Annotated in this window: 11 protein-coding genes; 1 reads left to right on the top strand and 10 read right to left on the bottom strand. The window is 36.4% G+C overall.

Annotated elements, in window-relative coordinates; all coding sequences use genetic code 11:
• Positions 1 to 171: 171 nt before the first annotated feature.
• Positions 172 to 1,656, top strand: coding sequence for a glucose-6-phosphate dehydrogenase (zwf, locus tag BR52_RS02890; RefSeq protein WP_034568978.1), 1,485 nt, complete (start codon positions 172 to 174; stop codon positions 1,654 to 1,656).
• Between the two features lie 57 nt (positions 1,657 to 1,713).
• Here the strand turns inward: zwf and BR52_RS02885 are convergent, their stop codons facing one another.
• The 10 genes from BR52_RS02885 to adhE all read right to left on the bottom strand — a co-directional run bounded on the left by BR52_RS02885 (position 1,714) and on the right by adhE (position 13,113).
• Positions 1,714 to 2,670: a DHH family phosphoesterase gene (locus BR52_RS02885; protein ID WP_034568976.1), complete on the bottom strand. Its 957-nt coding sequence runs from the start codon at positions 2,668 to 2,670 to the stop codon at positions 1,714 to 1,716.
• A gap of 27 nt (positions 2,671 to 2,697) precedes the next feature.
• The gene (locus BR52_RS02880) at positions 2,698 to 4,029 is read right to left on the bottom strand and encodes a DRTGG domain-containing protein (protein ID WP_034568974.1); all 1,332 of its coding nucleotides are present in this window, start codon (positions 4,027 to 4,029) and stop codon (positions 2,698 to 2,700) included.
• 24 nt (positions 4,030 to 4,053) lie between these two features.
• A complete protein-coding gene (locus BR52_RS02875) occupies positions 4,054 to 4,734 on the bottom strand; it encodes a metal-dependent hydrolase (RefSeq protein WP_034568972.1) in 681 nt (226 codons plus the stop codon).
• A gap of 136 nt (positions 4,735 to 4,870) precedes the next feature.
• Positions 4,871 to 5,998, bottom strand: coding sequence for a DNA polymerase IV (dinB, locus tag BR52_RS02870; RefSeq protein ID WP_034568969.1), 1,128 nt, complete (start codon positions 5,996 to 5,998; stop codon positions 4,871 to 4,873).
• A 107-nt stretch (positions 5,999 to 6,105) separates the two neighbouring features.
• A complete protein-coding gene (locus BR52_RS02865; RefSeq protein WP_034568967.1) occupies positions 6,106 to 7,020 on the bottom strand; it encodes a metal ABC transporter permease in 915 nt (304 codons plus the stop codon).
• A gap of 1 nt (position 7,021) precedes the next feature.
• The gene (locus BR52_RS02860) at positions 7,022 to 7,933 is read right to left on the bottom strand and encodes a metal ABC transporter permease (RefSeq protein WP_034568965.1); all 912 of its coding nucleotides are present in this window, start codon (positions 7,931 to 7,933) and stop codon (positions 7,022 to 7,024) included.
• Positions 7,934 to 8,695: a metal ABC transporter ATP-binding protein gene (locus BR52_RS02855; RefSeq protein WP_034568962.1), complete on the bottom strand. Its 762-nt coding sequence runs from the start codon at positions 8,693 to 8,695 to the stop codon at positions 7,934 to 7,936.
• 21 nt (positions 8,696 to 8,716) lie between these two features.
• Positions 8,717 to 9,643, bottom strand: a complete 927-nt coding sequence (locus BR52_RS02850) for a metal ABC transporter solute-binding protein, Zn/Mn family (RefSeq protein ID WP_034568960.1) — start codon at positions 9,641 to 9,643, stop codon at positions 8,717 to 8,719.
• A gap of 18 nt (positions 9,644 to 9,661) precedes the next feature.
• Complete coding sequence (locus BR52_RS02845; RefSeq protein WP_034568959.1) at positions 9,662 to 10,309, bottom strand: metal-dependent transcriptional regulator; 648 nt, start codon at positions 10,307 to 10,309, stop codon at positions 9,662 to 9,664.
• A gap of 200 nt (positions 10,310 to 10,509) precedes the next feature.
• On the bottom strand, positions 10,510 to 13,113 hold the full coding sequence (adhE, locus tag BR52_RS02840) for a bifunctional acetaldehyde-CoA/alcohol dehydrogenase (protein WP_034568956.1): 2,604 nt from the start codon (positions 13,111 to 13,113) through the stop codon (positions 10,510 to 10,512).
• Positions 13,114 to 13,344 lie beyond the last annotated feature (231 nt).

Raw genomic sequence — 13,344 nt, 5'->3', positions numbered from 1 at the left:
TTTCTATTGATTTTAGTCTTCTTCGTGTTCTGACATTTCCAAGGAAACTTCAATTTTTTTTCAGAAAGGATTGCGTCCCTCAAGATAAAACAGTACAATAAAAACAATAATCAAGTTATAATGAGGATTAGCTTATATAATTAAGCGGCATTTGAAAGTGAGGTACTCTGTATGAATCAAGAAAAAACAGCCCTTTTCACCATTTTCGGCGGAACAGGTGACTTAGCAAAACGAAAACTTTATCCATCGCTTTACCGTTTATATAAAAAAGGTTTTTTAAAAGAGCATTTTGCAGTTATTGGAACGGCTAGACGTGAATGGACAAATGATTACTACCGTGAGATTGTAATGGAGACAATTAAAGATTTAGCCGATTCAACAGAAGAGGCGACAAAATTTGCGAGTCATTTTTACTATCAAGCTCATAATGTGACCGATACGGAACACTATTCCGAACTAAAAGAATTATCAACAAAGCTGGACGAAAAATATCAGCTTGAAAATAATCGTATTTATTACCTAGCAATGTCGCCAAACTTCTTTGGGACAATTACAGAACATTTAAAAGCTGAAGAATTAATTACAAACGATGGATTCAATCGTTTGATTATAGAAAAACCATTTGGACATGACTACGAAAGTGCTGCTATCTTAAATGACCAAATTCGCGCTTCTTTCCATGAAAATCAAATTTATCGCATCGATCATTATCTAGGAAAAGAAATGATTCAAAATATTTCAGCCGTTCGTTTTGCGAATGCTATTTTTGAGTCAATGTGGAACAACCGCTATATCGATAATATTCAAATTACCTTAAGCGAATCAATTGGTGTTGAAGAACGTGGCGGCTACTATGAAACAAGTGGAGCTCTTCGTGATATGGTTCAAAATCATATTTTACAAGTTGTCTCTCTTTTAGCAATGGAGCCACCAATTGAATTAAAAGACGAAGAAATTCGTGAAGAAAAAATCAAAGCACTGCGTTCTGTTCGCATCTTCAAACCAGAAGAAGTTCGTCATTATTTTGTTCGTGGTCAATATGGTGCAAGCACTGTTCATGACGAAAAATCACTTGGTTACCGTGAAGAACAAAATGTAGATCCCGCTTCACAAACAGAAACTTTTGTAGCAGGTAAAGTCATGATTGATAACTTTAGATGGGCCGGCGTTCCCTTCTACATCCGTACAGGTAAAAAATTGCGTGAAAAAGGAACTCAAATCAATATTCAATTTAAAGGGATGCCGTTAAATTTGTTCAGTGAAGACCACACAACTCCGCAAGAACCAAATGTGCTGACGATTTACATTCAACCAACGGAAGGTTTTTCACTTCAATTAAATTCAAAAAAAATCGGTCAAGGTTTAGAAACGGAATTATTGAATTTAAAACATAAAAATTCGGCTGAAACTTCAGCAAATAGTCCAGAAGCTTATGAAAAATTAATTCTTGATTGTTTAAATGGCGACTCTACCAACTTCACTCATTGGGATGAAGTCGCTCAATCGTGGAAATTTGTTGACGTTATTCGTCAAGCATGGAACAAAGAAACTCCAGAATTCCCAAATTATCCAAGTGGTTCAATGGGACCTGTTTGTAGCGATCAATTGCTTGAAAAAGACGGCTTCAAATGGTTTTGGAATCCAACTGGTGAGTAATCACGTAATCGACAAAAAAAGTTCTTTCAAAATTGAAAGAACTTTTTTTGTCGATTTTTATTGATTCCACTCGATGGCTAATGCTTCAAATTCAGTAAGAATTTCTGCAATTTCTGCGCGATCTTTTGCATTTGCACCACTAGCTAATGGATGTCCGCCACCATGATGACGTTTTGCTACTTCATTGATTGCTGGGCCTTTTGAGCGTAAGCGACAACGGAAGTAACCTTCTTCTTGTTCAACAAAAATCCCCCACATTAAAATGCCTTCGACACTTCCTGGCAACGAGACAATTGCTGCTGTTTCAGAATCAGCCACGCCAAATTCTTTTAAAATCTCATTTGTTAAAAGAACATTTCCAACCCCATTTTCGTCAACTTTAATATTTTGTAAGACATAACCGGATAAATGGGCCACTGCTTTACTCATTGTATTTAGCTGATTATTTAATGCTGTGGCTGAAAATGAATAGTCCATTAATTCAGCAGCAATTTTTAAGGTATGGGAGGTTGTCGCTGGATATAGGAAACGCCCTGTGTCTCCGACTATTCCTGCATATAATAGGCGGGCCGCTTCATCTGTCATTGTTAACTCTGATTGACAAGCATGATAAAAATCAACAATAATTTCACTGCAGCTACTTGCCTCTGTGTTAACGTAGACAAGATCACCGTATGGTTCATCATTTGGGTGGTGATCTATTTTAATTATCATATCGCCTTTTGAATAGTTTTCACCACTAATGCGTGGACTATTCGCTGTGTCTGTTACGATAACTAGTGCTTCTTTATAATCAGCAGCTTCTACTTGATCCATTTCAGATAAGAATGCTAGACCTTCTACCGATCCTCCTGCTTTTAAAAGACGTTTTTCAGGAAACGATGCTTTTAATAGTTCATATAGTCCACCTTGTGAACCTAAGGCGTCTGGGTCTGGTCTTTGATGACGATGGATAATAATCGTTTGATGTTCTTTGATAGCTGTTAGTATTTCAGTAAAAATGGATTCATTCATTCAATTTACTCCTTTTAATTCGTTTAGTTAGGTACGCTCCATCAATTGACAAATCACAATGGCTTTGGCAACAAGGGTATTTTCAATAAATACTTCAATGTCTAGCTTAGACGAGCGCCTCCCAATTTCTAGGACTCGCGGACGAATCTCTAATTCACTTTCTAATTGAATCATTTTAAAATAATGTAAATTCATTTGCTCAATGACTGCATTGCGCTTTTGATACGCTAAAAGTGTTCGCTGAGAAGCGCTAGCAACAAGTTCACTTAATACACCAAAAGAGATGGTTCCAACACTGTTGGTCATTTGAGGCGTCACTTTAAACTTGAATGCTGGAATAGCTGAATGCCAATCATCAGGATTTTCACTTGTTAACTCTAGCTGTTCTGCAATTTGATCAGCAATCGTATCTCCCACCTGTGGTTGGCGTTGCGCTAGTTGCATCGCTTTCATCACATCTTGTCTAGAAATAATCCCAATCAAGGTTAAATCATCTTTCACAACAGGCATAACCTCTAGCCCATCCCAAATCATTAAATGCCCCACACTTGCCACACTCATATGTGTTTTAACATAAGAGGGATCCTTTGTCATCACTCGTTCAATACTTAGATTATCTGGCTTTCCAACTACATCTTTAGCAGTTACAATCCCGATTAAGCGCATTTTTTTATTCACAATTGGGAAACGCGAATGTCGACTTTCATCATTTAATTTGCGGTAATCCGCTACTGTATCTTCACTATTTAAATAGATCGTTTTTTCTACATTCGTAAAAATATCGCCAACGAGCATAATGTCTTTTTTAATCAGCTGATCCGTCATTGCTCGGTTGATTAACGTTGCAACCGTAAAGGAGTCATAGGTGGTTCGAATAACAGGCAATTTGGCCTGATTCGCTAATTCCACAATCTCCTCAGTTGTATCAAATCCACCGGTAATTAAAACTGCTGCACCGTTTTCTAAAGCGAGGCGCTGAGCCCCAATTCGATTTCCGACAATCATTAGTGAACCTGGTGTAATGTAACGTAGCATGGCGTCTTCCTTCATCGCTCCGATGACAAATTTATTTAAGACTTTATCTAACCCGTCAATACCACCTAAAATATCCCCTTCGATAATCTTCACGATTTCACCATAGGTTAATTTTTCAAAATGTTCTTTCATTTTGCGCTCAATTCGGATAGTTCCCACTCGTTGAATGGTCGAAACTAATCCTATATTTTCTGCTTCTTTAATGGCACGATAAGCAGTTCCTTCACTTACTTGTAAATTTTTAGCAATCAAACGTACTGAGATTCGCTCTCCAACTGGTAACGTTTCAATATACGTTAAGATCTGGTCATGTTTTGTTGTCATCTGCTATCCTCCGACTTTTTCAACTTATAATTCGATTATTTCTCCCACTTGCATTGCCATCCCTACGTTTTTAGGTAAAGCTTCAACAAAGGCAGTTGGATCTTGTTCAATCAAAGGAAATGTATTGTAATGAATTGGCACAACTTTATTAGCTTTTAGCCATTTACTAGCGATTACGGCTTCTTCTGGTCCCATAGTGTAATTGTCGCCAATTGGTAAGAAAGCTAAATCGATTTTGTTGAATTCTCCGATTAATTTCATATCTGAAAATAAAGCCGTATCTCCTGCGTGATAAACAGTATGACCTCCGTCACTAAAAACAATGCCGGCTGCTAATCCAAACGTAACGGGTTGGCCGTGCACTTCGTACATTGAACCATGTATTGCGGGAGTCATTTTGATTAAACCAAAATCAAATTGATGTTTCCCACCCATTTGCATGCCATGGGTTTGAAGTCCTTGACTCGCAAAGAAACCGGCTAATTCAGCATTTGCAACAATTAAAGCTCCTGTTCGTTTGGCAATCTCGGCAGTATCTCCGATATGGTCTGCATGAGCATGAGTGACAATAATCACATCAGCTTCAATCGTCCCTGCATCCAAATCACTTAAGGGGTTTCCTGTAATATAGGGATCTATTAAAATTTGCTTATCTGTATCTGTTAAAATTTTAACACAAGACTGTCCATGCCATGATATCTTCATTTCAATCGCTCCTTCTATGTTATAATCAAACACAAAAACTGTATTAGTATTATTCTATTGTACAACTTATTCATCTAATTTGCACCTAGCATCTAATAAAAAAGTTCAAAAACTCTGTTCATCAGAATTTTTGAACTTATTTTTCTTTTTCCCATAGTGGCAAAACAATATTTTCAAATGTTAACGGGTCAAGGTTGGTCACAGTAATTCCTAATAACCGAATTTCTTTCCCTATCAATCCCACATCTTCCCATAAATTTAACGCATGAAAATAAATTTCTTCACTGTCTTTTACATAACTAGGCAAACTAATACGTTTAGTCATTGTTTCATAATCAGATGTACGTACTTTTAACACAACCACCTTCCCGTGTTTTTGAACTTTTACTAAAGAAGTGTGTACTTTTCCAGCTAAAAAACGAAGTTCTGCTAAGATTTCCTCTTCTGTCGTTAAAGGTTGGCCATACGTATGCTCCCGTCCTACTGACTTACGCACTCGAGTACTCTCAACTGGATTGTTATCAATTCCTCTTACTTTTCGATACAAGGAATACCCCATCTTACCGAAGCGTTGAATCAAATCCATCTCGCTTTTTTCAACTAAATCTTGTCCCGTAAAAACGCCCCAATCATGCATTTTTTCAGCGGTTTTCTTTCCTACGCCATAAAATTTTCCAATAGGTAATTCTTTTAAAAAGACCAATGCTTTTTCTGGCGGAATAACTGTGATGCCAGCAGGTTTTTTATAGTCAGATGCTAGTTTTGCAATAAATTTATTGTAAGATACGCCAGCTGAACAAGTTAAATGCAATTCTTCCCAAATTTCTTTTTGAATCATTTTTGCAATAACCGTAGCGCTACTAATTCCTTTTTTATTTTCTGTCACGTCTAAATAAGCTTCATCTAAAGCTAATGGTTCAATGATATCTGTGTAGTGTTTAAATACTTCTCGAATTTGAGTGGAAATTTCTTGGTAAAGTTCATGTCTACCTGGAACAAAAATTGCTTGTGGGCAAAGTTCATAGGCTTTTTGAGCGCTCATAGCTGAATGAATACCGTATTTTCTCGCTTCGTAATTAGCCGTCGTAACGACGCCTCTTCCACCATTATCTTTTGGATGCCTAGCAATCACTAACGGTTTTCCTTTTAATTCAGGATTTTCACGTTCTTCTACAGAGGCATAGAAAGCATCCATATCCACATGAATAATTTTTCTTGATGTGTCACGTACTGGTTCTGCAAATTGTAAAACGACATGTTCCATCTTTCTACACCTCCATCTTTATTTCTTATTATACACGAACACAAGTTCTTTCGCTAGAACAAACAAAAAAAGTTTACTCTCTGTCGAGAAAGTAAACTTAAAATAATTTATTTAATACGTTCCATTTTTAATCGATAGGCTAATTCTTTTTTTTGACGATTTCGTTGTCTAACAGCTTGAATCAATCCTTTTTTAGGTGAGAAGATAAAGACTAATAAGAAAGTTATCCCAATAATAACCGCAATCATCCCTGCAATTGAAACATCCAAAAACATCGCTAATTGGAATCCAACGATACTGTCTATCACACCCACAATACTACTAATCCATAACATTTTCTTTAATTCATTTGTCAAAAGATACGCGGTAACAGGTGGCCCCACAATAAAAGCTACTACTAAAATTGATCCAACTGCCTCAAATGCTCCAACTGCAGTGATTGAAACCAGTGTCATCAACGCATAGTGTAAAATGACTGGCGAAAATCCTAATGCAGCGGCTAAAACCGCATCAAAAGTGGCTAATTTTAATTCTTTATAAAATAACAAAATAAAAATTAAGTTGATGATTAAAATAATCCCCATTGAGTAAATTCCTTGTGCTCCTATATCCATTCCAAAAATAACCATTCGCTCAAATGGCGCAAAAGCCAATTCACCAAGTAGTACTGAATCCGTGTCTAAATGAACAGAACCTGCATAGCGGGAAATCAAAATAATCGCGATACTAAACAGTAATGGGAAGACCACACCAATTGAAGCATCTTTTGCTAATAGCCTTGTTTGATGGAGCAATTCTGTTAACCAAACCGTAAAGACACCCATCAAAGCGGCACCAACAATTAAAAATGGTGAGGCCAAATTTTCAGTTGCAAAAAAAGCCACTACGATTCCTAATAAAATGGTATGAGTAATCGCATCAGCCATCATTGTCATTCCTCTTAAAACTAAAAAGACACCCAGTAAGGAACAGGCAAGTGAAACAATAATCGCAATCAATTGAATTTCTAATTCTGGATGCATCCTAATCGCCTCCTTGATTTAAGCGGATAGTCAATGCTTTTTTTTGACGCCTACGCTGTTTTAATTTCCACAACATCCCACGATTTGGTGCTATCACTAAACTAATCAGCACAATCATACTAATCACAACAACGATTGTTGGTCCTGTTGGAATTTGCTTACCTAAGGAACTAATGACCGTTCCTAAAACCCCTGAAACACCACCAAAAACTGCTGCTAAACTCACCATCACCGCTAACCGATTCGTCCATTGTCTAGCGGCAACAGCAGGTCCGATTAATAACGAACTCATCAAAATAACTCCAACTGTTTGCAGTCCAATAATAATCGTTACGACTGTCATCGCTGATAATAAAATACTAATGCCATGAACTGGAACACCAATGCTTTTAGCAAATACTTCATCAAAAGCAATTAATTTAAATTCTTTCCAAAATAGGAAGATTAATACTAAAATAATCATCCCAATTCCTAGCATCCATTTAACATCACCTACTAATAAGGTGGAGGACTGACCAAAAATAAAACTTTTTAATCCTGCTTGATTTGCATCTGGCGTTTTTTGAATATAGGTTAGAAAAACCATACCTAAACCAAAAAATACGGAAGTAATCAAAGCTAATGCACTATCAAATTTTATTTTTGAGTACTTAACAATGCTCATGATCAGCCATGTTGCAACTAAGCCTGAGATCAAAGCACCTATCAATAAAACTTCTGTCTGTTTAATATTCGTAATCATAAAGGCTAAGCATATCCCTGGTAGCGCAGCATGACTTACAGCATCCCCTAATAAGCTTTGTTTTCTAAGCACAGCAAAACTACCAATAACGCCACTCAGCAATCCCAATAAGGCTGATCCAAGTGCCACAACTTGAAAAGTGTAATCTGAAAAAAGAGTCCAAAATGTCATCTACTTCCCCACCTCTTCTGGCAATCTTTCAGCGGTTTGATAGGTTTTTGCGATATTTTCGGCTGTAAAGGTACTTTCTACAGAACCTGTTGCGACTAAAGCTTGATTGACCAGTACAACGTTATCAAAGTATTCTGGCACGGTTTGTAAATCATGATGAACCACAACAATCGTCTTGCCTTCATCTTTTAATTCTTTCAGTAGACCAATAATGATTTTTTCAGTTTGGGCATCTACTCCTTGAAACGGTTCATCCATCAAATAAATTTCCGCTTCTTGTACAAGCGCGCGTGCTAAGAAAACACGCTGACGTTGACCTCCAGATAACTGACTAATTTGGCGAGTTGAAAATTCAGTCATCCCTACTTTTTCTAGCATTTTTTTAGCTAAGTCAAAATCAGCTTTTTTAGGACGTTTAAACCACCCAAGATGTCCATAACGCCCCATTACAACGACATCTATTACCGTTGCTGGAAAATCCCAATCAACGCTTCCATTTTGTGGAACATAGGCAACCAAATTTTTACTTGATTGATAACTTTGCTGCATTTGGTTTTTAAATTGAAAGGTTACTTCACCTGCAACTGGTTTAATTAAATTGATAATGGCTTTAATTAAGGTTGTTTTTCCTGCTCCATTCGGACCGATAATCGCTGTTAATTGTCCTTTAGGTATATCCAAACTGACATTCCAAAGAACCGGTTTTTCATCATAAGCAACCGTTAATTGCTGAATCGAAATTGCTTGTTTAGTTTGCTCCATTTTTTTCACCTGCTTACTTTTTTATTTTAATGCATTCACAATTGTATCTGTATTTGCTTTTAATGTTTTGATATAAGTGGCCGTATCGTGTTTTTCATCTCCTAAAGAATCTGAATACAACTCGCCACCGATTTTTACGTCAAAGCCTTTTGCTTTTGTTGCCGCTTGTAACGCTTCAATCGTTTTGGTAGGGACGGATGATTCGACAAAAACCGCTTTGATTTGGTGTTTCACAATAAAATCAGCCAATTTCCGCATATCTCCGGTACCTGCTTCTGCTTGCGTGCTGATTCCTTGTAATCCGACTACTTCAAAATCGTAGCGTTGACCAAAATAACGAAAGGCATCATGGGCGGTCACTAAGATTCGTTTTTCTTTTGGCAACTCTTGAACCTTATTCATCATGTATTGATCTAATTCAACCAATTCTGCGAGATAACGATCTAAATTTGTTTGATAGGTCGCTTGATTTTTTGGATCTGCTTGAATCAATCCTTTAGCAACTTCTTTGGCTCCTTGTTGCCACATGGAGACGTCGAACCAAATATGTGGGTCTGGTTGACTAGAATTGTCTTCTGACTTGAGTAATTTAGTTTTATCAAGACCGTTTTCAATTTTGATGACGTTTTTGCCTCGTTTATTTAACGCTTCAAAAACGTCTCCCATCTTACCTTCTAAATGCAAACCATTATGCACCACAACATCTGCTGTCTGCATTTTAGTAACATCTTTTGCACTTGCTTGATAGAGATGTGGGTCGATCCCTGGCCCCATTAGTCCGTTAACTTGAACTTTATCTCCACCGATATTTTCAACTAAATCGGTTAACATTGTGGTTGTCGCTACGACTTGTAGCTTATTCGAATCTTTTTGAGAAGAATTATTTTGACAACCAACCATCACTAACAAACTGAGTCCTATTAAGATAAGAAGATAGTTTTTTTTCATTTAATCTCTCCTCCTACTTTATAATGGTTGAATAAATAAATTGCAGGCTGCTTTATAGCTAATCTGAATGGCCTGCCCATCTTTAGTTAATGTAATTGGCCCTTCATAAGCACCTATTTCAGTAATTCGACATTGGTCTCCAATGTTAATTCCTACTGTCACTAAATAATCTAACAATTCACGATCATCTAATACTCGCTGAATTTTCACATCTGTATCTACTGACATTTCTACTAAGGTTTGTAGTGGACTTTCGATAATCTTCCCTTGTTTATCAGGAATTACTCCGCCATGAGGACAGTTGGCTGGGAAATTTAGGTATTCTTCTAAATGATTCGCTAGATTAGAAGACGTTACATGCTCCAAAACTTCTGCTTCGTCATGGACTTCATTCCAAGAAAAACCTAAATGTTCAACTAAAAAGACTTCCCACAAGCGATGCTTGCGTACTAAAATACTGGCTTCATGTAAACCAGCTTCTGTCAATTGTGCTCCTTGATAAGGAGTATGGTCAATGTAGCCTTCTTTTAGTAATTTCGACATCATCTCACTAACAGATGCTGCTGAAACACTTAAACCAGTTACAATTTGTTTATTATTTATTTTTTGATTGGCTCCGCCTAATTCAAATATAATTTTTAAATAGTCTTCTTTATTGGGTGTCATTTTATGCTTCACCTTTCTTTTAAGGAAATTTATTTTTAGGTTTCCCTAATTTTTACTATTATCATATCGAAAATCTATTAAAATATCAAGATTTATTCTTTTTTAACGCTAAATTTACTAACTTATTTCATTAAATTAGCTAATAAATAAAAACAGAATGAACTTTCTTTTTAGGAAAGTTCATTCTGCTTAATTTTTTCTTATTCACCAATATATGAATCAATAATAATTTGGCGTAATTCAACGATTAATGGTTCTTTTGGATTTGCTGTTGTACATTGATCTTCGAAAGCTAATTCTGCCATACGATCTACGGTTGTATCTAATGTCGCTTGAGTGACACCTTGACCTTTTAGACTCATATCAATGTTCAAATCTTTACCTAATTTGATGATTTCTTGAACAAGTGATTCAACTAATTCAGCTGTTGAGTTGCCTTTGAAGCCCATAAAGCGAGCAATATCAGCATAGTCTTCATCTGCACGGAAATATTCGTATTTAGGGAATAAAGCGTGTTTTGAAGGATCTTTAGCATTATAACGAATAACATGTGGCATTAGGATCGCATTTGTACGACCATGAGGAATATTATACTCTCCACCAATTTTGTGGGCAATTGAGTGGTTAATTCCTAGGAAGGCATTGGCAAAAGCCATACCAGCCATTGTTGACGCATTATGCATTTTTTCTCTTGCTTCTTCATTTGCTGTATTATAAGAATCACGTAGGTTTTCAAAAACTAATTTGATTGCTTGTAAGCTTAGTCCACGAGTATAGTCACTTGCCATGACAGATACATACGACTCGATTGCGTGAGTTAATACGTCCATACCTGTGTCAGCAGTTACTGATTTAGGAACACTCATCACGAATTGTGAATCAATAATCGCTACGTCTGGTGTTAACGCGTAGTCGGCTAATGGGTATTTCACATGTGTTTCACTATCTGTAATTACTGCAAATGGTGTTACTTCTGAACCTGTTCCTGAAGTTGTTGGGATACATACAAATTGTGTTTTTGTTAATGATGGAATTTTGTACGTACGTTTTCTGATATCTAAGAATTTTTGTTTTGCTCCAAAGAATTCAGTTTCTGGTTTTTCATAGAATAACCACATACCTTTAGCCGCATCCATTGCAGATCCACCACCAAGTGCAATGATTGTATCTGGTTCAAAGGCGATCATTGCTTCTGTACCTGCTTTAACGGTGTTTGAAGATGGGTTTGGCTCTACTTGTGAGAAGACTTCGATTTTAACGTTATTTTGACGTTTGTATAGTTCTTTCATTACTAAGTCAGCGTATCCGAATTGAACCATTCCTGGATCACATACTAAGAAGACGCGTTCAACATTTTCCATTTTTTGTAAATATTGTACTGAATTTTTTTCGAAGTATACTCTTGAAGGAAGTCTAAACCATTGCATATTTTTTCTCCGTTTCGCGATTGTTTTAATATTCAATAAGTTGATTGTTGAAACATTTTTTGAAATTGAGTTTTTACCATAAGATCCACAACCTAGTGTTAGTGATGGAATCATGTTGTTGTATAAATCACCAATCCCACCTTGCGCAGTTGGAGAGTTTACAAGGATACGACAAGCTTTCATTTGAATACCAAATTCACGTGCTAAGTTGTCATCTAATGTGTGAATTGCTGCTGAATGACCTAGACCACCAAGTTCTAACATTGTTTCACATAATTCAAAGGCATGTTTAGTGCTTTCTGCTTTCATCATCGCCAATACTGGTGATAATTTTTCACGTGACAATGGATAGTCAGCGCCAGCACCATCTAATTCAGCAATTAAGATTTTAGTTCTTTCTGGCACTTTAATCCCTGCTAATTTAGCAATTTCATAAGCAGATTTCCCAACGATTGCTGCGTTTACAGCATATTTTCCTTCGTTCATTACAACGGCTTCTAATTTTGCTAATTCTTTAGCTTTTACTACATATACTTGATGTCTTTCAAATTCAGCTTTTACTTCGTCGTAAATTTCAGCATCTACGATTACGGCTTGCTCTGAGGCACAAATCATTCCATTATCAAATGATTTTGATGCAATTACGTCATTAACAGCACGTTTAATTTTTGCAGTTTTTTCAATATAACTTGGAACATTTCCTGGGCCTACGCCAAGTGCTGGTTTACCAGTTGAATAAGCTGATTTTACCATCCCTGATCCACCTGTTGCTAAAACGATCGCAATGTCTGGGTGGTTCATTAATGTGCTTGTTGCTTCAAGTGATGGGTATTCAACCCATTGGATACATCCTTCAGGCGCTCCTGCTTTGATAGCTGCTTCGTAAAGAATACGAGCTGCTTCAGCTGAACATTTTTGAGCTGATGGATGGAAAGCAAAAATAATTGGGTTACGCGTTTTAATTGAAATCATCGCTTTAAACATAGTTGTTGATGTTGGATTTGTCACAGGAGTAACGCCACAAACGATTCCAACTGGAGCTGCAACTTCCATTAGTTGAGTTTGTTCGTCGTCGCTAATAACACCAACTGTTTTATTGTGTTTGATTGAATTCCAAATAGATTCAGTCGCAAACATGTTTTTAATACATTTATCTTCATAAATACCACGGCCCGTTTCTTCAACAGCCATTTTAGCCAATGGCATATGTTGTTCTAATCCAGCTAGTGCCATTTGATGGACAATGTAGTCAACTTTTTCTTGATCGAATGTTTCAAGGATTTTTAATGCTTCTAGTCCTTTGCTTGCTAATCCATCAATCATTGTTTGAACATTGTTTTCTTCTGCAACTTGTGTTTCTACTTTAGCTTTAACCATTTGTAGGTTCCTCCTATAGTGACTAACATTTTATTTTTAGTTTGTTAACTTCTTCACAAGAACATCATACAACGTTTTTTTAATTTTGTAAATAGTTTTTTGTGATTATTTTCACTAGTTGTATTTAGCTTTACATTACAAGGATAAAAGAGTATTCAAATAACAAAATTGTAAGGGTATTCACAAATAAAAAAGTTTTTATTTGTTTTTTTAAATATGAAACTTTTTCAC

It is taken from the genome of Carnobacterium divergens DSM 20623 (genome assembly GCF_000744255.1).
Lineage (GTDB): Bacteria > Bacillota > Bacilli > Lactobacillales > Carnobacteriaceae > Carnobacterium > Carnobacterium divergens.
Note: the sequence above shows the minus strand (reverse complement) of the source record. Positions and strands in the feature narration are given on the sequence as shown.